Genomic DNA, 18,331 nt, shown 5'->3' with positions numbered 1-18,331 from the left:
ACCCGCGCCCTGGTGCGGGCCCGCTCGCGCCGCTACGCGCAGGCGGGCGGGTGCGGCGCGAGCCATGCGTCGAACGGCGCCTGCTCGCCGATATTGAACAGTTCGAGCAGCAGCGCGCGCAGCCAGCGATGGCCGGGGTCCGCGTCGAAGCGACGATGCCAGTACGCGTTGACGGACCACTCGCCGGCGCCGGCGACTTCGTAAAGCACGCACGGCTGGCGCGCCGCGAACGTGATCGCGATCGTCTCAGGCAGGATCAGCGCATAGTCGCCGCCTTGCAGTAATGCCGGCACCACCATGAAATCGGGCAGCGCCGCGCGCACGCGCGGCATCAGTTCGTGCCGTTCGAGCAATTGCATCGATTGCGGATGCGACGTGATCGCGACGAAGCGCAGCGCGTCGGGCGCCGCGCCGTCGAGCACGAAATCGTCGGGCAGGCCGACGCGCCGGGCGGTGCGGCGCGGCATCAGCAGCACGCAGCGCTCGTGCAGCAGCGCGGTGCGCTGGAAATGGCTCGACGCATCGGCGAAATGGCCGAGCGCGAAGTCGATGCGCCCCGATTCGAGCGCGACGTTGAGCCGGCATTCGTCGACGTGCAGCGTCTCGATCACGGCGCCCGGCGCGCGGCGGTCGAACGCGGCGAGCAGCGTCGGCAGGAACGCGCTCGCCGCGAAATCGCTCATGTGCAGGCGGAACACGCGCTGCGTGCTGTCGGGCGCGAAGCGCGAGCCTTCGTCGAGCACGCCCTGCAGGATCGCGAGCGCCTTGTCGACCGAGATCGCGAGCCGTTGCGCGCGCGGGGTCGGCTCGACGCCGGTGCCGGTGCGCACGAACAGCGCGTCGCGGAACATCAGCCGTAGCCGGCCGAGCGCGTGGCTGACGGACGGCTGCGTGACGCCGAGCCGCAGCGCCGCGCGGCCGACGTTCCGCTCTTCATACACCGCGCGAAACGTCTTCAACAAGTTGAGATCGAGATCCTGCACGCGCAGGCCGTCGGGCGAGTCGCCGTCGTGCGGCGCGGCGTCGGGGCGGGCGGGGGCCGTCGCGCGGCCGGGAGTGGAGAGCGTCAACGTGTCTGCCTCGCGGTGACGGAAGGCGCGTGGCCGTAACGCCGCGCATATGCCTTCGCGAAATGGCCGAAGCCATGGATGCCGTGCGCGATCAGCACGTCGGTCACGCTGCGCGCGTCGCCGCGTTGCAGCGCCGCGTGCACGGCGGCGAGCCGGCGCTCGCGCACGTACGCGGCCGGCGTGGTGTGCAGGAACGCGCGGAACGCATGCTGCAGCGTGCGCGGCGCGACGCCCGCGACGGCCGCCAGCACGGCGAGCGCGAGCGGTTCGCCGAGGTGCGCATCGACGTGATCGCACGCGCGCCGAACGTGCGCGGGCAGCGGTGGCGTGCCGCGCAGCAGCGCGTCGCTGTACGCGTGCGGCAGGTGCGTGAGCAGCAGCGACATCAGCCACGCGGTGAGGTCCGCGCCGACCACCGGCGACGCCGTGCCGATGCGCGGCTGCGCGCCGAGCCGGCACAGGTATTCGAAGGTCGACAGCACGAGCGCGGCGCCCGCGCCCGCGCCGCTCGTCGCGAGGTCGAATTGCAGCGGCCGCGTGAGCGGCGCGCGCAGCATGTCCTGCAGCTTGCGTTCGAGCGCGCCGCGTTCGAGCCGCAGCACGAGATTGCGGCAATCGCGGCTCGTGCGCAGGCGGCTCGCGAGCGCGGGCGACGACACGGTCAGCGCGCCGGGGCCGGCGCGCGCGACGACGCTGCCGGCCTGCAGTTCGCACGCGCCCGCGAGCGTCAGCCGGAACAGGAAGTGATCGGCATCGTCGCCGAAATCGATGCGCGTTTCACGGCCGTAGCAGAGTTCGAGCAGCGCGCCGTGATGCAGCGGCACCTCGTACAGCTCCGCATGAAACGGATCGCGGCCGGACGCGGCCATCCGATGCGGCCCGAGACGATGCGCGACCGCGCGTTCGACTTCATCGGGCGCCTGCAGCGTGCCGAGCCGGTTCGGCGCATGACGGGAAAGGGCGATGTCCATTCCTAGACCTCGAAGCGAAGGCGGGCGTGCAGCGCCGTGCACGGCGCCGCGATTGCGTTGCGCGAACGGGCGCGTCGTTGCGCGTTTTGAAGCGACGCGGCGCAGGCGCCCGCGTAGTCTCGGACAGACTCGATCACCGGGAGAAAACGATGAAGGTATGTGTTCTGGGCGGCGGCCACGGCTGCCATGCGGCGGCCATCGACCTGCTCGAAAAAGGCCACGACGTGACGTGGTGGCGGCGCGACCGCGCGCCGCATGCGCGGCTGCGCGAGCTCGGCGTGCTGAACGTCACCGACTATCGCGGCAAGCGCACGGTGCCGCTCGGCGACGCGCCCGGCGCGATCCGCCTGACCGACGATCTCGCCGCCGCGTTGAGCGGCGCGCGGCTCGTCGTGGTGCCGCTGCCGGCCACGTCGCACGACGCGCTCGCCGCGCAGGTCGCGCCGCTGCTGGAGGGCGGCCAGGTCGTGTTTTTGCCGCCCGGCACGTTCGGCAGCGTCGTGTTCGCCCGCGCGGCGGCCGATGCCGGCAATCGTGCGCGCGTCGCGTTCGCCGAAACGGGCACGCTGCCGTACCTCGTGCGCAAGCATGGCGACAACGAGGTCGTGATCAGCGCGTACGCGACGCGCCTGCCGACCGGCGTGTGGCCGGCGAACGCGGCCGGCTGGGCGTTCGACGTGCTGCGTGCGGGCTATCCGTCGGTCGAGGCGGTCGAGGATGCGTTGTCCGGCGCGCTGATGAACGCGGGCCCGGTGATCCATCCGCCGCTGATCCTGATGAACGCCGGGCCGCTCGAACACTTCGACGCGTGGGACATCCACAACGAAGGCACGCAGCCGTCGATCCGCCGCGTGACGAACGCGCTCGACGCCGAACGTATCGCGGTGCGCGAAGCGCTCGGCTACCGCGCGCCGCATTTTCCGCTCGCCGATCACTACGCGACCGAAGGCGACGAGTGGATGTACGGGCGCGGCGCGCACGGCAAGCTGACCGATAGCGGCGACTGGCGCGAGAAGATCGATCTGCGCACGCATCGCTACATGCTCGAGGACACCCGGCTCGGGCTGTCGTTCATCGTGTCGTGCGGGCGTTGGGCCGGCGTGCCGACGCCCGTCGCGCAGGGACTGCTGGGCATCGCGAGCGCGGTGGCGGTGCGGGACCTGTACGCGGAAGGCCGCACGCTGGAACGGCTCGGGCTCGCGACGCTGTCACGCGACGCGCTGCGCGTGCTGCTCGGCGCGGGGTACACGGCATGAAGGCGGCCGCGGAAGTGACGCGCATCCACGTGCTCGGCGCGGGGCGCATGGGGCAGGGCATCGCGCTCGTGTTCGCGTTCGCGGGCCTCGACGTGACGCTGATCGACTTCAAGCCGCGCGATGCGGCCGGCCGTCGCGCATTCGACGATCGCACGCGTGACGAGATCGCCCGGCCGCTGCATGCGCAGGTCGCGCTGGGCCGCATCGATGCCGCACAGGCGGATGCCGTCGTCGCGCGCATCGCGATCGTCGCGCGGGACGGCGCGGCCGACGCGGTGCGCGATGCCGATATCGTGTTCGAAGCGCTGCCCGAAGTGCTCGATGCCAAGGCGGACGCGCTGCGCTGGCTCGGCGAACACGTCGATGCGCACGCAACGATCGCGTCCACCACGTCGACGTTCGTCGTCACCGAATTGCAGCGCTACGTCGCGCACCCGGCGCGGATGCTGAACGCACACTGGCTCAATCCCGCGCTGCTGATGCCGCTCGTCGAGGTCAGCCGCAGCGATGTAACGGATCGGTCCGTCGTCGACGCGCTCGCGGCGCTGCTCGAACGCGTGGGCAAGAAGCCGGTGATCTGCGGGCCGGCGCCCGGCTATATCGTGCCGCGCATCCAGGCGCTCGCGATGAACGAGGCCGCGCGGATGGTCGAGGAAGGCGTCGCAAGCGCGGAGGATATCGACACGGCCATCCGCACCGGCTTCGGCCCGCGCTTCGCGGTGCTCGGGCTGCTCGAATTCATCGACTGGGGCGGCTGCGACATCCTGTATTACGCGTCGACGTACCTGGCCGGCGAGATCGGGCTGCGCTTCGCGCCGGCCGCGAGCGTCGTGCGCAACATGGAAGCCGGCCGCGACGGCGTGCGCACGGGCGCCGGCTTCCACGACTACGCGAACGTGGATGTGCCCGCGTACATGCGCCGGCGGCTCGGCGAATTCGCGCGGCTGCTCGACCATCTTGGGCTCGCGCCGACGTTCGACAGCGCGCGGCGCGGCCGGGGCGCGTAGCCTCGACGTTGCGGCTGCGTGCGCTTGCGGCGCCGCGCCAGCGCGCACGTGGCGCCGTGAACCGGTGCGCCAATCGTTTACCGGCAACGCGGGTGCGGCGGCCGGCGCGGGCCGCGCGCTCATGCCGCGTCGCCGCGCGTGCCGGCCGCCGGTACGGCACGCGTCTCGCGCATCACGCACAGCGTCGCGACGGTCACGAGGCCGAGCGCGACGAGGAACAGCGATACGGGCCACGACGCGTGATAGCGCGCGAGCAGCGCGGTCGCGATCAGCGGCGACATGCCGCCCGCGAAGATCGACGCGACTTCGTGGCCGAGCGCGACGCCCGAGTAACGCACTTCGGTGCTGAACAGCTCGCCGACGAGCGCCGGCAGCGTGCCGATCATCGCACCGTGGCTCACCGCCGTGCCGACCGTCAGCGCGAGCCACACGAGCGGCGTCACGCGCGTATCGAGCAGCCAGAAGAACGGAAACGCGCACGCGATCAGGCTCAGCGCGCCGATCAGGTACACGGGCTTGCGGCCGATCCGGTCGGACAGGCGACCCCACGCGAGCATTGCGCCCATCTCGACGATCATCGCGATCATCACGCCGGTCAGCATCGTGCCGTTCGGAATCCCGACGTACTTGCCGTAGACGAGCGAGAACGCGAGGAAGATGTACGCACCGCCGTTCTCGGCCACGCGCAGCCCCATCGCGAGCAGGATTTCCTTCGGATGGCGGCGGATGCACTCGACGATCGGCAAATGCGTGCGCGCACCGCGCTTGCCGGCCTGCTCGAAGTCGCGGCTTTCCGGCAGATGGCGGCGGATATAGATGCCGATCGCGAAGATCGCGATGCTCGCGAGGAACGGCAGCCGCCAGCCCCACGTGCGGAACATGTCGTCCGGCAGCGCCTGCGCGGCGAGAAACGCGGCCGACGACAGCACGAAGCCGCCGCCCACGCCGAGCTGGCTCCACGCCGCGTAATAGCCGCGCTGCTCGGGCGGCGCGTTCTCGCTGATCATCAGCACGCCGCCGCCCCATTCGCCGCCGGACGCGATGCCCTGCAGCAGCCGCAGCACGACGAGCGCGGCCGGCGCCCACAGGCCGACCTGCGCGTAGGTCGGCAGCAGGCCGATCGCGAAGGTCGATGCGCCCATGATCAGCAGCGTCCACACGAGCGACGCCTTGCGTCCGTAACGATCGCCGACGTGGCCGAACACGATTCCGCCGAGCGGCCGCGCGACGAAACCGAGCGCGAATGCCGCGAATGCGGCGAGGCTGCCGGCCAGTGGCGATGCGCCGGGCGGAAAGAACACGTGGCCGAACACCAGCGCTGCGGCCGTGCCGTAGACGAAAAAGTCATACCATTCCATCGCGTTGCCGGCGACGGAGGCGATGACGATCCGGCGTAGCTGCCGGTCGGCGAGCGGCCGGGCGGCGCTCGGGGATTGCACGGTGTCGGTCGGGTACATGGCGGACTCTGAAGGGGAGGCGGGCGCGTGCCGTCTTTTGCAGCACTGCGGGCTAGTGTTGTCGGCCCCGCCGGCCCCGGTCAAATCCGCAGAAAAAGGGGAGTGTCATCACTCCGGTTGATGATGGTCGCCGCGCGCGTTGCTGCGTGCCGCGCGCGCGGCGGGGCCCTCACCGCTCGATCTGCCGATTCCACCGCGTATCCCACTGCGCACGGCGTGCGTTGATCGCGGTCCAGTCGACCACCGTCACCTTGCGCACCAGATCGTCGACGTTGCCGAGGCTTTGCTGCATCGTGGCAGGCATCTTCGCGAGACGGTTGGTCGGAATCTGCTTGCCGGCCTCGGCCGCCTTCGTCTGCGCGGGCGCGGACAGCAAAAACTGCGCGAGCTTCTGCGCGAGTTGCGGATCGGGATTGTTAGCGACCACGCACAGGTCGACGAGCAGCAGCACCGGGCCTTCCTTCGGATTCGCATACGCAACGGGGATGCCCTTGTCCTGCAGGTCGCCGACGCCGGTCGGCGTCAGCGGGAACAGGCCGGCTTCGCCCGTCTGCACCATCTCCGAGATCTTCGCCGAGTTCGGGATGTATTCGACGACGTTCGGCCCGACCGTGCTCGCCCACTTGCTGAAGCCCGGCTCGACGTTCTGTTCGTTGCCGCCGAGCAGCCGGTTGATCGCGAGGAAGCCGTGCAGCCCGAACGTACTGCTCGACGCCGACTGGAACACGACCTTGCCCTTGTATTTCGGATCGGCGAAATCCATCCACGACGTCGGCGGCGCCCAGCCTTTCTCGGTGAACAGCTTCTTGTTGTACGCGATGCCGGTCATCCCGAGCTGCACGCCCGCGCCGACGTCGTCCTTCATCCGCGCGAACGGGTACAACTCCTTCAATACCGGCGAATCGTCGAGTTTCTGGCATACGCCGAGGCTCACCGCGCGCGCCATCACGCCGTCGTCGAGGAACGCGACGTGGATCTGCGGCTTGTTGCGGTTCGCGAGCAACTTCGCGAGCACGTCCGACGACGTGCCGGGCACGATCACCACCTTCACGTTGTTGGCCTTCTCGAAGTCGGGCAGCACCTGGCTCGTATAGGCCTTTTCCATCGGCCCGCCGTTCATGCCGACGTAGATCGTCTTCGTTTGCGCGCACGCGGGCGCGCCGGCGCCTGCGATACAAAGGGCGGCGGCCGCCGCGATCGTGCCGAGCAGTTTCATTTTTGGATCTCCTCTTGACGGAAAGGGGCGGTCGGCGCGGCTTGCGGGAAGAAGCGGCCGATCGAGAATGCATCGAGTGGCGTGACGGTTTCGCCGGTCGTGACGAGATCGGCGAGCACGTCGCCGACACCCGGCGCGAGCAGGAAGCCGCCGCCTGAAAAGCCGAATGCATGCAGCAGGCGCGGCGTCGTGCGGCTCGCGCCGATGATCGGGTTGTGGTCGGGCGTGCAGCCTTCGACGCCGCTCCACGTGCGGATCAGCAGCGCGTCGCGCAGCGCGGGCAGCAGCGCGCACGCGTCGCGCATCACCGCGCGCGTCGTATCGACCGACGGCTGGCCGAATTCGCCGTCGCCGCGGCCGCGGCCGCCGCCGATCACGCAGTTGCCGCGCGCGACCTGGCGCGCGTACACGCCGCCGCCGTACACGCCGAGGTTGTGCGCGATGAACGGCGGCAGCGGTTCGGTCACCCACATGTTCGGGTAGATCGGCTCCATCGGCACGGCTTCGCCGAAGCGCTCGGCGATCGTGTTCGCCCATGCGCCGGCCGAATTGATCAGCCATGTCGCCGTGTGCGCGCGGCCGCCGGCCTGCACGTGAAAGCGCGTGCCGTCGTGGTGAACCTCGTCGACCGCGGTGTGCTCGAACACGTCCGCGCCCGCCGCGCGAGCCGCGCGCGCGAACGCGGGCGACACGAGGCGCGGGTTCGCATGGCCGTCGGTCTCGCACAGCGAGCCGCCGAGCGCCGCGCGGCCGAGCCACGGGTAGCGGCGGCGGAACGCGTCGCCGCGCATCACCTGCAGCGGCAAGCCGTGTTCGCCGGCGAGCGCGGCGTACGCGTCGAGCGCGTCGAGATCGGCGTCGCTGCGCGCAAGCCGCAAGTGGCCGGACACGACGAATTCGCCGTCGATGCCGATCAGTTCGGGCAGGCGATCCCAGATACGCCGCGCGCGCAGCGCGAGCGGCAATTGCTCGGCCGGGCGGCCCTGGCAGCGCACCCCGCCGTAGTTCACGCCGCTCGCCTGCGCACCGCAGTCGCGCCGCTCGAACAGCCCGACGCGCAAGCCGCGTCGCGTGAGCGCGAGTGCGGCCGACGCGCCGACGAGGCCGCCGCCGACGATCGCGACGTCGTAATGTCGACGCTCACTCATCGCGCGCCTCGTCGGGAATCGCCGCGACGTCGTCGCCCGCGAGCGCGGCCGAGATCGGGAACGGCTTCACCGGCGGTTGCGCACGCAACCGGCCGACGTCGGCGAGCGGAAGGCCGGTTTCGGCGGCCAGCACGAGCGCGGCCGCGTCGCCGCACATGCGGCCCTGGCAGCGACCCATGCCGACGCGCGTCAGCGCTTTCAGCCGGTTCATTTCGGTCGCTGCGCCCGCGCGAATGCAGCGGCGCAGCGTGCCCGCGTCGACTTCCTCGCAGCGGCACACGATCGTGTCGTCGGGGCAGCGCGCGGCTTGGTCGGCCGGCGGCGCGAATGCCGCTTCGAGGCCCACGCGGAACGAGCCGATGCGTGCGAGCGTGCGGTCGAGCGCCGCCGTGTCGGGTTTGCCGGACGGCGAGCGAGAGGCGATGCCGGCATCGTCGAGCAACGCGAGCGCCGCACGTCGGCCCGACGCTTCGGCCGCGTCGGCGCCCGCGATGCCCGCGCCGTCGCCGGCGACGTAGATACCGCGCACCGACGTGCGCCCGGCCGCGTCGCGCTCCGGCAGCCATGCGCGATTGAGCGGGTCGAAGCCGAACCGGCAGCCGGCCAGATCGGCGAGCTGCGTTTCGGAACGCAGGCCGAAGCCGAGGCCGAGCGCATCGCAGTCGAGCACGCGCGGCGACGCGGTGCGCTCGTCGTCGCCTGCGGCGCGCCATGCGAGCCCCGTCACATGTCGGGCGCCGAGCACGCGCTCGAACGTGACGCCCGTTTCGATCGTGACGCCGTGCGCGCGCAGCCAGCCGATGGTGTAGAGCCCCTTCGCGAAGATCGACGGCAGGCGCAGCAGCGCGGGCGCGGCGGCGGCCTGGCGGCGCAGCGGGCTCGTATCGAGCACGGCCGCGACCTGCGCGCCGGCCTTCGCATACTGGTAAGCGACGAGGTAAAGCAGCGGCCCCGTGCCCGCGAAAACGATGCGCCGGCCGATCGCGCAGCCCTGCGCCTTCAGCGCGACCTGTGCGCCGCCGAGCGTATAGACGCCCGCGAGCGTCCAGCCCGGCACGGGCAGCACGCGGTCGGTGGCGCCGCTCGCGACGATCAGGTGCGCGTACGGCACCGTCACTTCACGGCCGTCCTGCAGCGTGTCGACGCGGCCCGCGCCGCATGACCACGCCAGCGTGTTCGGCCGGTAGTCGACGTGCGGCAGCAGCGCGGCCATCGTCCGGTGCAGTGCGTCGGCCTTCGCGGCCTCGAAGCCGTACAGAGTTCGCTTGTCGCGCGCGAACGCGGCGCCGGCCGGCGGCTGACGATAGATCTGTCCGCCCCAGCGCGCGTTCTCGTCGATCACGACCGGGCGCAGTCCCGCGTCGACCAGTGCCTCGGCCGCGCGCACGCCGGCCGGCCCCGCGCCGACGATCACCGGCTGCAGCGCGGCGTTCATGCTGCGTCTCCGGCTGCGATCGGCCGGGCGATCGTGAGAATCCGCATGCCTTCGACGATCGGCGTCGAGCATGCGCGCACGCGTGCGCCGGCTTCGGTGCGCACCCAGCAGTCCTGGCACGCGCCGATCAGACAGAAGCCCGCGCGCGGCTGCCCGCTGAATTCGTTGACGCGCACGCGACGCTGCGCGACCAGAATCGCGGTGAGCACGGTGTCGCCGGCGAGCGCCTGCGCAGGACGGCCGTCGAGTGTGAACGCGACGGCCGCGCGCTCGCGTTCGGCGACGCGCACGAACTGCGCGCCGTCGTCCGCGATGTCGTTGGTACGGGAAACGGGAGTCGTCATCAATGTTGGCCGATCAGGATGCGGTTCAGGCCGTATACGCGATCGAGCAGCAGCATCGCGCCGGCGGTGATGAAGATGACGAGCGCCGACACCGACGCCATCATCGGGTCGATCGATTCGGTCGCGTACATGTACATGCGCACGGGCAGCGTGACCGTCTGCGGCGACGTGACGAAGATCGACATCGTCAGCTCGTCGAAGCTGTTGATGAACGCGAGCAGCCAGCCGCCCGTGATGCCGGGCACGATCATCGGCAGCGTGATGCGGCGGAAGGTCGTCCACGGGTCCGCGCCGAGCGAGCATGCGGCCTGCTCGATGCTGCGGTCGAGGCCCGCGACGGACGCGAGCACGAGCCGCATCACGAACGGCGTGATGACGATCATGTGCGCGAGCACGAGCCATGCGAACGAACCGGTCGCGCCGATCAGCGCGAAAAAGCGCAGCAGCGCGATGCCGAGCACGAGGCCGGGAATCACGAGCGGCGACAGCAGCAGCCCGTTCAGGAACGCGCGGCCCGGAAACGTCGCGCGGCCGATCGCGAGGCCGGCCGGCAACGCGATCGCGAGCGACAGCGTCGCCGACGCGAACGCGAGCTTCACGCTGTTGAGGAACGCGGTGACGAAGTCGGGATAGTCGAGGATCGCGCGGAACCAGCGCAGCGACACGCCGCGGGTCGGCAGCGTCAGCGTTTCGTCGGGCGTGAACGCGACGAGCACGACGATCACGAGCGGCGCGAGCACGAACAGGATCACGAGCGTGTGGAACGCCAGCGCAAAGGGGCCGTTCTTTCTCATCGGGAGGCGCCTCCGAGGCTGCGCGCGTAGCGGCGTTCGAGCACGCGGTAGTAGGTGAGCATCACGGCGAGGTTCGCCGCGAGCAGCAGCACCGCGATCGTCGCGCCGAGCGGCCAGTTCAGCGAGCCGAGGAATTCGTCGTAGACGGCCGTGGCCGCGACCTTCAGGCGGCGCCCGCCGAGCAGGCCCGGAATCGCGAACGCGCTCGCCGACAGCCCGAACACCATCAGGCTGCCCGACAGCACGCCGGGCATCAGTTGCGGCACGACGATGCGGCGCAGCGTCGTGAACGGCGACGCGCCGAGCGACAGCGCGGCGTGCTCGGTCTGCGGATCGAGCCGCTGCAGCGCGGTCCATACCGGGATCACCATGAACGGCAGCATCACGTGCACCAGCGCGATCACGATCGCGAAGGTCGTGTATTCGAGCTTGTACGGCCCGAGGCCGACGAGCGCGAGCGCCTGGTTCACGAGCCCGCTCGTGTTCAGCAGCATGCTCCAGCCGAACGCGCGCACGACCACCGACACGAGCAGCGGCGCGAGGATCGCGAGCAGGAACAGCGAGCGCCACGGGTCGCGCATTTTCGACAGCACGTAGGCTTCGGGCGTGCCGATCGCGACGCAGATCGCGGTGGTCAGCGCGGCAATGCCGAACGTGCGCGCGAAGATCGTGTGGAAGTACGACGAGCCGAGCACTTCCGCGTAGTTGCCGAACTGGAACGCGGCGATCGGGCCGGTGGCCGGGTCGAAGCGGTAGAACGTCAGCACGAACGTCATCGCGAGCGGCACGAGCACGAGCGCGGCGAATAGCGCGAATGCAGGAGCGCACATCAGCCACAGCGGCGCATGCGCGCGCCAGCGCGCGCGTGGCGCACCGCCGCCGACGGCACGGGGCGTCACCGCGTCCGCCGCGGCCGTGGCGGCCACGGTCGCGCCCGATCGCGCGAGCCCGGCCGGTGCGCCTTCGGTCGAGAGCGGGCGGGAAGGCTGTCGCATTCAGGCCTCCCGGCGCATCACGCGCACCGCGTCGCTGTGCCAGTCGATGCCGACCGGCGCGCCTTCCGCGAGCGGCTCCGCGCCTTCGTTCTGGCAGCACACGAGCACTTCGCCGAGCGCGCTGTCGACGCGGTACAGCCACTGGCTGCCGAGGAAGAAGCGGCTCGTGACGGTCGCCGCGAAGCGGCCGGCCTCGGGCGCGCACAGCCGCAGCTTTTCGGGGCGGATGCAGACCGATACCGCGTCGCCCACGCGCACGTCGCGCTCGTGCGGCGGCAGGTTCGCGGTGCGGCCCGTCTCGGCGAGATCGTGCCCGAGGTCGATGCGGATCGCGTCGCCGTCGTGCGCGACGATCGTGCCGGGCAGCAGGTTCGCCTTGCCGATGAATTGCGACACGAAGTGACTTTCGGGGCGCTCGTATGCGCGATACGGCGTATCGGTCTGCGTGATGCGGCCGGCTTCCATCACGACCACGCGGTCGCTGATCGACAGCGCTTCCGACTGATCGTGCGTGACCATGATCGTCGTCGTGCCGATCTTGCGCTGGATCGCACGCAGCTCGAACTGCATGTCCTCGCGCAGCTTCGCGTCGAGGTTCGACATCGGTTCGTCGAGCAGCAGTACCGGCGGCTCGATCACGACCGCGCGCGCGATCGCCACGCGCTGCCGCTGGCCGCCGGACAATTCGCGCGGAAAGCGGTGCGCGAGCGCGTCGAGCCGCACGAGCGCCAGCGCCGCGCGAATGCGCTCCGCGCGCTCGGCCTTGTCGACGCCGCGCATGTCGAGGCCGAAGCCGACGTTCTCCGCGACGCTCATGTGTGGAAACAGCGCATAGCTCTGGAACACGATGCCGAGCCCGCGGCGGTTCGGCTTCAGGTGCGTGATGTCCTGCCCGTCGAGCGCGATGCGGCCGCGCGTGACGTCGACGAAGCCGGCGATCATCTGCAGCGTGGTGGTCTTGCCGCAGCCGGACGGCCCGAGCAGCGACACGAATTCGCCTTGCTCGACCGACAGGTTGACGTCCGCGACGGCGGTGAGCTCGCCGAAGGTTTTCGTCAGATCCGTAAGCGTGAGAAACGACATGGAGAGCTCCGGGTTCGCACACCGCATGGCCGGTGCGCCGATGACGCGGACTCTAGCCAGCCATATTTCGGCGCGTCAATTTCGAATTCTGCTGAACGGGATGAATTTCGGAAAAATTCCATTGACCGGAACGAATCGGAGAACCGCCTGCGAATCGTTCCGTTGGATGATGGGCGGCCGATCCGTGAAATGTCCGCGTCAATCCCGTGCACACCCGGATGCCCGCGGATTTTCGGCCGGACGACAATAGCGGCTACCGTATTCCATTCACTGAAATCGTCGAGGAGAGCCGACATGCAGGAACCTCGTTCGCGCGGAACGTCGCCGTCCGCCCGCGCGCCGCGCCCGGACGAGCACGCCGCCGATGCGGCAGATCCCGTCGATTCCGCCGGTGCGCCCGGCACCGGCATGCTGCACCGTGCGTTCGCGATCCTGCGCGCGCTGGCCGGCATGCAGCAGGACGGTGTGCGCGTCACGCATCTGGCGAAGGCCGTCGGCCTGACGCAGGGCACCGCGCACCGCATCCTGCAATCGTTGATTGCCGAAGGGATGGTCGAACAGGACGAGCAGTCGAAGCTGTACCGGCTGAGCGTCGACTTTTTCGCGCTCGCCGCGCAGGCCGGCAACCCGAGCAGCATGCGCACGCTGTGTCGTCCCGCGCTGCTGCGGCTGTGCGCGAGCCTCGGCGAAACCATCTTCCTGCTGGTGAAGAGCGGCTTCGACGCCGTGTGTCTCGACCTGTGCGAAGGGCCGTTTCCGATCCGCTCGTTTACCGGCGATATCGGCGGGCGCATCGCGCTCGGCGTCGGGCAGGGCAGCCTTGCGATCCTCGCCTTCCTGCCCGAAGCCGAGCGCGAGGAGGTGATCCGCTTCAACGTGCCGCGCATCCGCGGCTACGGTGTCCTCGACGAAGTGTATCTGCGCACCGAGATCGAACGCGTGCGGCAACTCGGCTACGCGGGCCGCAACAGCGGCGTGCTCGACGGGATGGCCGGTGTCGCGGTACCGATTCTCGATCGCACCGGTTATCCGGTGGGTGCGCTGAGCGTCGGCACGCTCGCGTCGCGGCTCGGCGACGACCGGATGCCGATGGTCGTCGAACTGCTGCGACGTCAGGCCGACGCGATCGGCCCGCGCACCAATCCGTTCGACGCCGCGTTGCGTCGGCCGATGCACGGGCTGTCGGGGAAAACCGTCTAGCCGCGTCGCGCGTGGCCGTTTCATCGCTTGCTTGCCGCAAGCGCCATGCCGTCCGCCGGCGCGGATCGAACGCGTCGAATGACGTTTTTCGAGGGTTATACGACCTTTGAGCCATCCGCGTCACGTTCCATACTGCACGTGAACGATCAAGCAGGAACCCGCACGCAAGCGCCATCGCGTGTCGCGTAGCCGGCCTGGTCAATCACGACACGAAAAGGAACGGAAGATGCGACTCAAAAATAAATCGGTGTTGATCACGGGCGGCACCAGCGGCATCGGTCTGGCCACCGCGAAGCTGTTCATGGCGGAAGGTGCGCGCGTCGCGGTGACGGGGCGCGACGAGGCCGCATTCGAGCGCGTGAAGGCGGAACTCGGCGAGCATGCGCTCGTGCTCAAGGGCGACGTCAGGTCGCTGGACGACATACGCGCGATTGCCGCCGCGGCCGACGAGACGTTCGGCGGCCTCGATGTCGTGTTCGCCAACGCGGGCTGGGCGTTCCCGTCCGCCGTGAACGACATCGACGACACGCTCTACAACGACATCATGGACGTCAACGTCAAGGGTGTGGTGTTCACGCTTCAAGCAGCGCTGCCGTACCTGCGCGAAGGTTCGTCGGTGATCCTCAATACCTCGTTCGTCGATCAGACCGGCAAGCACGGCATCTCGTTGACCGCGGCGGCAAAAGCCGCCGTGCGTTCGCTGGCCCGCAGCTGGTCGTACGAATTTCTCGACCGGAAAATCCGTTTCAACGCGATCGCACCCGGCCCGATCGATACGCCGCTGCTGTCCAGGTGGGGCAAGCCCGACGAATGGGTGCGCGAGCGCAAGGCCGAATTCGCGCACGCGATTCCGGTTGGCCGCATGGGCGAGGCCGACGACATCGCGTACGCGGCGCTCTATCTCGCCAGCGACGAATCCTCGTACGTCGTCGGTACCGAGCTGGTCGTCGACGGCGGTGCGTCGCAGCTTTAAGCCCGCGCTTCGTGATCGCCGGGCCCGGCATGTCACCCCGGCTCATCCTCATCCCGATTTCACGTCCGCCGCGCCGTTCGCCGCGGCGTTTCTTCGATCCGGCCCGGCGCGGTTGCGCGCGCTCATGGGCCGAAGTTGCAAGGAGCAATCATCTTGACCGACAGTAGCGACAACCATGCGTTCGCCGGGCCGCTCACGCGGGCAGGCCGTTCGCGCCGCGATGTCCTGAAGTTCGGCAGCGTGGCCACCCTCGGCGCCGTGCTGGGCGGCGGCGCGTTGCTCGGGCACGCCACGCCGGCGCCGGCGCCTGCGGGCAGCACGGGGCTGCTCGCGCCGAACGAGCCGCTCGAGATCCTGATCGTCAATTACGACGGCGGCACGCTGCTCGACTTCGCGGGCCCCAGCGAGGTCTTCCACCGCTTGCCGAATACGAACGTGCGCTATGCGAGCCTCGACGGCGGCAGCGTGAAGCTCGAATTCGGCGTCGTGTACGGCAAGACCGAACGGCTGGCCGATATCGACCGGACCGACGTGATCCTCGTGCCCGGCGGGTCGAATTTGTCGGTGCCGATGCGGCCGGCGTATCAGGCGCAGATCCGCCGTCTGGCGGAGAGCGCCAAACACGTGACGTCGGTATGCAACGGGTCGCTCGTGCTCGCCGCGACGGGCGTGCTCCAGGGCAAGCGCAGCGCCTGCCATTGGGCGTTCGTCAACAAGCTGGCCGAATATGGTGCGATTCCCGTTCCCGATCGCTTCGTCGAAGACGACAACGGCCGCTTCATGAGCGGCGGCGGCGTGACGGCGGGCATCGACTTCGCGCTGCGCGTGGCGGCGAAGCTGCGCGGCCAGCAGGCCGCCGAATACACGCAGCTCGTGATCGAATACGATCCCGATCCGCCGTTCCACGCCGGTCATCCGAGAGAGGCGCGGCCCGAACTCGTCGCGATGGTCGACAAGAAGCTGCCCGGTGCATCAAAGGGGCTCGCACGCATTCCCGGCGTGCGCTGAAACGCTTGCCGGCACCGCGAGCAGCGTTGCCGCCTCTTCAATTCAAACCCGATTCGGAAATCATTCGATGCGACGGATTCATCTTTGTACTGCCGCGCTTGCGGCGTGCGTGTCCTTTTTTGCATTCGCGGCGCCGGCTGTCGCCGCTGGTGCGCAACGCCTGCCCGAAGCGGCCATCAAGGCCGAAAACGCGCGATGGGCGGACGCCTTTGCGCGAGGGGATTACGACGCGATCGGCCGTCTCTATACCGACGACGGCGCGCTCTTGCCGCCGGGCGGCGACAAGGTCACGGGGCGCCGCGCGATCACCGAGTACTTCACCAACGGGTATGCCGGATCGAAACCCGGCACCGTGTCGTTCGACAACTACGAGTTCTACGGTAACGACCGGGCCGTGACGGAGGTATCGGATGTGGAGGTTCGCAATCACGACGGAGTGCTGAAGATCCGCGCGAAGCAGACGCTCGTGTTCCTGAAGCAGGGCGGCACGTGGAAGCTGCATCGCGACATGTGGAACGCTTACCCGCCGGTCAAGGATTGACGACGACTATCGACGTCCGGCGAAATGGCGCGTTGGGTACCCACGCGCCAATCGCCCATTGGCGAGACGTCGACCCGGCCGCGCGCTGATCGGCCGCCTGCCGATCAGCGCGCGGCGTTCGACCTGCTCTCGCGTCGAACCGCTTGCGGCGGGTGCCCGAGCAGCTTGATGAAGGCACGGCGCATCCGTTCCGGATCGGTGAATCCCACCGCCAGCGCGATCTGTTCGATCGGTTCGCTGCCGCTCTGCAGGCGCAGCCTTGCCGCTTCTACTCGTAGACGCTCGACCGCCCTCGCGGGCGTTTCCCCGGTTTCCCGGCGAAAGGCGCGCCCGAACTGTCGCACGCTCAAGCTCGCCGCATCGGCGAGCCGTTCGACCGGCAATGCTTCGGCCAGATGTTCGCGAGCGAAATTCAGTGCGATACGGATGCGATCCGATTCCGGCTCCATCTGCGACATCGCGGAGAATTGCGACTGCCCGCCGGGCCGCCGATACGGAACGACGAGAAGCCGCGACACCTCGCGCGCGATCTCCGCGCTCATGTCCCGTTCGATCATGCCGAGCGCGAGGTCGATGCCGGACGCGATGCCCGCCGACGTCCAGACGCGGCCGTCGACGACATAGATGCTGTCGCCGTCGACCCGTGTGCGAGGAAAGCGCGACTGCAATTGCGCGGCGTATCGCCAGTGCGTCGCCGCTCTCAACCCGTCCAGCGAGCCGGTTTCCGCAAGCAGGAATGCGCCGGTACACACGCTTGCCACCCGCGACGCCCTGGCGGCCAGCTTGCTGGCCGCGACGATATTCTCCGACGTTTGCATCGGCGCGATATCGCCGCCGACGAACACGACGGTGTCGAACGCGCGCCGTCCGATCGGCTTCGTGTCGATCGAAAGGCCGGTATTGCCGGGAATCGGGCCGCCGAATGGCGAGATGACGTGAAGATCGTATGGCGTGCGGCCGGCGGCCGTGGCCACCTGATTGAAGGCCGATAGCGGCCCGCCAAGATCGAGCGCGTCGTAGCCGCGGCAGACGAAGAATCCAATTCGATGCATGACGAAGCAATGAGTCGGTAACGCCGGAATGGCGAATTTTACGGGGGAACCCTCGAATCATGTCATTTGGCTTGAAACGAGGGAAAAGCGTCCTTTACGTCTTCATCGATCGACTGTATGGGTTTGCGCCGCGCGGATGCGATGCCGACAGGAAGCAACGAACAGCGACGATAGGTGAATGCCGGCTGATCTCGCGCAGCGGGCGTCCCGATCCGGGAAAAAGCGCCGGTATTGCAGCGCAGCGAAAGACGGCGACGCCCGCCCGGTCGAGCCTCCGTCACGAACTGAAACCGCCGCCGCGGCCATCATGCGGATGCCGATGGTTGACCGCCGGCGGTCATGCTAGGATTTCCGTCAAACAACTCCGGAGACTGCGATGCCGTTCATCTGCGAAAACGTCGAATGTCGTGCCGTGCTGGCTCGCGGGCAGGTCAGGCACCATCAGGAGGGCGCGGGCTGGTGCTTCTACTGCCCCGACTGCAACACCCGAAACGAGTTGATGAATATCGGCACGGCCAGCGGTCCTGTCGAACTGGTTCAGCCGGAGCGGGCGAGCCCGCCGCACAAGGTCGTCGCGACGGCACGGCCGCTGGACGACGGCCGCTACGCGGCGCAGTTGAGCGTTCAGCGAGCGCTCGCCGTGAAGGGCACGTACGCGGCCGAAGAGCACTGGGACGAACTCGGCGTATTCGGCGACGCGCAGGAAGCCGTCGCGCATGCGAAGTCATTCGCCACGGACCTGCTGCAGCGCGCCGCGTAATCCGGCATTTTTCCGTGAATG

General features: G+C 69.2%; 18 protein-coding genes. 7 read left to right on the top strand and 11 right to left on the bottom strand.

Features of this window, described 5'->3' with window-relative positions; translation table 11 throughout:
* Positions 1-32 precede the first annotated feature (32 nt).
* Both QZM15_RS16920 and QZM15_RS16915 read right to left on the bottom strand, forming a co-directional pair.
* Positions 33-1,070: a LysR family transcriptional regulator gene (locus QZM15_RS16920; protein WP_302106834.1), complete on the bottom strand. Its 1,038-nt coding sequence runs from the start codon at positions 1,068-1,070 to the stop codon at positions 33-35.
* The gene (locus QZM15_RS16915; protein ID WP_059580135.1) at positions 1,067-2,041 is read right to left on the bottom strand and encodes an AraC family transcriptional regulator; all 975 of its coding nucleotides are present in this window, start codon (positions 2,039-2,041) and stop codon (positions 1,067-1,069) included. The genes QZM15_RS16920 and QZM15_RS16915 overlap by 4 nt, the downstream gene beginning before the upstream one ends.
* 149 nt (positions 2,042-2,190) lie before the next feature.
* Here QZM15_RS16915 and QZM15_RS16910 point away from each other — a divergent pair, with 149 nt between their 5' ends.
* Positions 2,191-3,297 (top strand): NAD/NADP-dependent octopine/nopaline dehydrogenase family protein, encoded by a 1,107-nt coding sequence (locus QZM15_RS16910; RefSeq protein ID WP_302106833.1) that lies wholly within the window; start codon positions 2,191-2,193, stop codon positions 3,295-3,297.
* Positions 3,294-4,304 (top strand): 3-hydroxybutyryl-CoA dehydrogenase, encoded by a 1,011-nt coding sequence (locus tag QZM15_RS16905; protein ID WP_302106832.1) that lies wholly within the window; start codon positions 3,294-3,296, stop codon positions 4,302-4,304. Before QZM15_RS16910 ends, QZM15_RS16905 begins: the two co-directional genes overlap by 4 nt.
* Before the next feature lie 119 nt (positions 4,305-4,423).
* On the opposite strand, the gene QZM15_RS16900 is transcribed toward QZM15_RS16905, so the two are convergent.
* From QZM15_RS16900 to QZM15_RS16865, 8 genes are all read right to left on the bottom strand, one after another.
* Entirely contained in the window at positions 4,424-5,761 is a 1,338-nt protein-coding gene (locus QZM15_RS16900; RefSeq protein ID WP_059580143.1) for an MFS transporter, read from the bottom strand.
* Between the two features lie 169 nt (positions 5,762-5,930).
* Complete coding sequence (locus tag QZM15_RS16895) at positions 5,931-6,977, bottom strand: ABC transporter substrate-binding protein (RefSeq protein WP_124863837.1); 1,047 nt, start codon at positions 6,975-6,977, stop codon at positions 5,931-5,933.
* The gene (locus QZM15_RS16890) at positions 6,974-8,125 is read right to left on the bottom strand and encodes an FAD-binding oxidoreductase (protein WP_302106831.1); all 1,152 of its coding nucleotides are present in this window, start codon (positions 8,123-8,125) and stop codon (positions 6,974-6,976) included. The genes QZM15_RS16895 and QZM15_RS16890 overlap by 4 nt, the downstream gene beginning before the upstream one ends.
* On the bottom strand, positions 8,118-9,560 hold the full coding sequence (locus QZM15_RS16885; RefSeq protein WP_104012999.1) for an NAD(P)/FAD-dependent oxidoreductase: 1,443 nt from the start codon (positions 9,558-9,560) through the stop codon (positions 8,118-8,120). The genes QZM15_RS16890 and QZM15_RS16885 overlap by 8 nt, the downstream gene beginning before the upstream one ends.
* Positions 9,557-9,904 carry a (2Fe-2S)-binding protein gene (locus QZM15_RS16880; RefSeq protein ID WP_302106830.1) on the bottom strand — a complete coding sequence of 116 codons (348 nt, stop codon included), beginning with the start codon at positions 9,902-9,904 and terminating at the stop codon, positions 9,557-9,559. Before QZM15_RS16880 ends, QZM15_RS16885 begins: the two co-directional genes overlap by 4 nt.
* A complete protein-coding gene (locus QZM15_RS16875) occupies positions 9,904-10,698 on the bottom strand; it encodes an ABC transporter permease (RefSeq protein WP_059580164.1) in 795 nt (264 codons plus the stop codon). The genes QZM15_RS16880 and QZM15_RS16875 overlap by 1 nt, the downstream gene beginning before the upstream one ends.
* Complete coding sequence (locus QZM15_RS16870; RefSeq protein ID WP_302106829.1) at positions 10,695-11,693, bottom strand: ABC transporter permease; 999 nt, start codon at positions 11,691-11,693, stop codon at positions 10,695-10,697. Before QZM15_RS16870 ends, QZM15_RS16875 begins: the two co-directional genes overlap by 4 nt.
* On the bottom strand, positions 11,694-12,776 hold the full coding sequence (locus QZM15_RS16865; protein ID WP_302106828.1) for an ABC transporter ATP-binding protein: 1,083 nt from the start codon (positions 12,774-12,776) through the stop codon (positions 11,694-11,696). It abuts the gene before it with no gap.
* Between the two features lie 294 nt (positions 12,777-13,070).
* Between QZM15_RS16865 and QZM15_RS16860 the strand changes: the two genes are divergently transcribed.
* From QZM15_RS16860 to QZM15_RS16845, 4 genes are all read left to right on the top strand, one after another.
* Positions 13,071-13,976, top strand: coding sequence for an IclR family transcriptional regulator (locus QZM15_RS16860; protein ID WP_302106827.1), 906 nt, complete (start codon positions 13,071-13,073; stop codon positions 13,974-13,976).
* 226 nt (positions 13,977-14,202) lie between these two features.
* Positions 14,203-14,949, top strand: coding sequence for an SDR family oxidoreductase (locus QZM15_RS16855; RefSeq protein WP_302106826.1), 747 nt, complete (start codon positions 14,203-14,205; stop codon positions 14,947-14,949).
* Positions 14,950-15,102: 153 nt separating this feature from the next.
* Positions 15,103-15,957, top strand: a complete 855-nt coding sequence (locus tag QZM15_RS16850) for a DJ-1/PfpI family protein (RefSeq protein ID WP_302106825.1) — start codon at positions 15,103-15,105, stop codon at positions 15,955-15,957.
* Positions 15,958-16,024: 67 nt separating this feature from the next.
* Positions 16,025-16,498: an SgcJ/EcaC family oxidoreductase gene (locus QZM15_RS16845; protein WP_124863847.1), complete on the top strand. Its 474-nt coding sequence runs from the start codon at positions 16,025-16,027 to the stop codon at positions 16,496-16,498.
* Positions 16,499-16,602: 104 nt separating this feature from the next.
* Here QZM15_RS16845 and QZM15_RS16840 read toward each other — a convergent pair whose 3' ends face one another.
* Entirely contained in the window at positions 16,603-17,550 is a 948-nt protein-coding gene (locus QZM15_RS16840) for a GlxA family transcriptional regulator (protein ID WP_104012995.1), read from the bottom strand.
* Positions 17,551-17,926: 376 nt separating this feature from the next.
* Between QZM15_RS16840 and QZM15_RS16835 the strand changes: the two genes are divergently transcribed.
* A complete protein-coding gene (locus QZM15_RS16835) occupies positions 17,927-18,310 on the top strand; it encodes a hypothetical protein (protein WP_059580183.1) in 384 nt (127 codons plus the stop codon).
* The last annotated feature ends 21 nt before the right edge of the window (positions 18,311-18,331 follow it).

It is taken from the genome of Burkholderia sp. AU44665 (assembly GCF_030504405.1).
In the GTDB taxonomy this organism is placed as follows: domain Bacteria; phylum Pseudomonadota; class Gammaproteobacteria; order Burkholderiales; family Burkholderiaceae; genus Burkholderia; species Burkholderia semiarida.
This window is presented reverse-complemented; position numbering and strand designations above follow the sequence as displayed.

What these genes read in the sequence shown, in the direction of transcription:
- QZM15_RS16840 (WP_104012995.1), bottom strand. Translation starts at nt 17,550, where the DNA reads ATGCATCGAATTGGATTCTTCGTCTGCCGCGGCTACGACGCGCTCGAT.
- QZM15_RS16835 (WP_059580183.1), top strand. Translation starts at nt 17,927, where the DNA reads ATGCCGTTCATCTGCGAAAACGTCGAATGTCGTGCCGTGCTGGCTCGC.
- QZM15_RS16905 (WP_302106832.1), top strand. Translation starts at nt 3,294, where the DNA reads ATGAAGGCGGCCGCGGAAGTGACGCGCATCCACGTGCTCGGCGCGGGG.
- QZM15_RS16890 (WP_302106831.1), bottom strand. Translation starts at nt 8,125, where the DNA reads ATGAGTGAGCGTCGACATTACGACGTCGCGATCGTCGGCGGCGGCCTC.
- QZM15_RS16860 (WP_302106827.1), top strand. Translation starts at nt 13,071, where the DNA reads ATGCAGGAACCTCGTTCGCGCGGAACGTCGCCGTCCGCCCGCGCGCCG.
- QZM15_RS16900 (WP_059580143.1), bottom strand. Translation starts at nt 5,761, where the DNA reads ATGTACCCGACCGACACCGTGCAATCCCCGAGCGCCGCCCGGCCGCTC.
- QZM15_RS16885 (WP_104012999.1), bottom strand. Translation starts at nt 9,560, where the DNA reads ATGAACGCCGCGCTGCAGCCGGTGATCGTCGGCGCGGGGCCGGCCGGC.
- QZM15_RS16845 (WP_124863847.1), top strand. Translation starts at nt 16,025, where the DNA reads ATGCGACGGATTCATCTTTGTACTGCCGCGCTTGCGGCGTGCGTGTCC.
- QZM15_RS16910 (WP_302106833.1), top strand. Translation starts at nt 2,191, where the DNA reads ATGAAGGTATGTGTTCTGGGCGGCGGCCACGGCTGCCATGCGGCGGCC.
- QZM15_RS16915 (WP_059580135.1), bottom strand. Translation starts at nt 2,041, where the DNA reads ATGGACATCGCCCTTTCCCGTCATGCGCCGAACCGGCTCGGCACGCTG.
- QZM15_RS16870 (WP_302106829.1), bottom strand. Translation starts at nt 11,693, where the DNA reads ATGCGACAGCCTTCCCGCCCGCTCTCGACCGAAGGCGCACCGGCCGGG.
- QZM15_RS16875 (WP_059580164.1), bottom strand. Translation starts at nt 10,698, where the DNA reads ATGAGAAAGAACGGCCCCTTTGCGCTGGCGTTCCACACGCTCGTGATC.
- QZM15_RS16865 (WP_302106828.1), bottom strand. Translation starts at nt 12,776, where the DNA reads ATGTCGTTTCTCACGCTTACGGATCTGACGAAAACCTTCGGCGAGCTC.
- QZM15_RS16895 (WP_124863837.1), bottom strand. Translation starts at nt 6,977, where the DNA reads ATGAAACTGCTCGGCACGATCGCGGCGGCCGCCGCCCTTTGTATCGCA.
- QZM15_RS16855 (WP_302106826.1), top strand. Translation starts at nt 14,203, where the DNA reads ATGCGACTCAAAAATAAATCGGTGTTGATCACGGGCGGCACCAGCGGC.
- QZM15_RS16880 (WP_302106830.1), bottom strand. Translation starts at nt 9,904, where the DNA reads ATGACGACTCCCGTTTCCCGTACCAACGACATCGCGGACGACGGCGCG.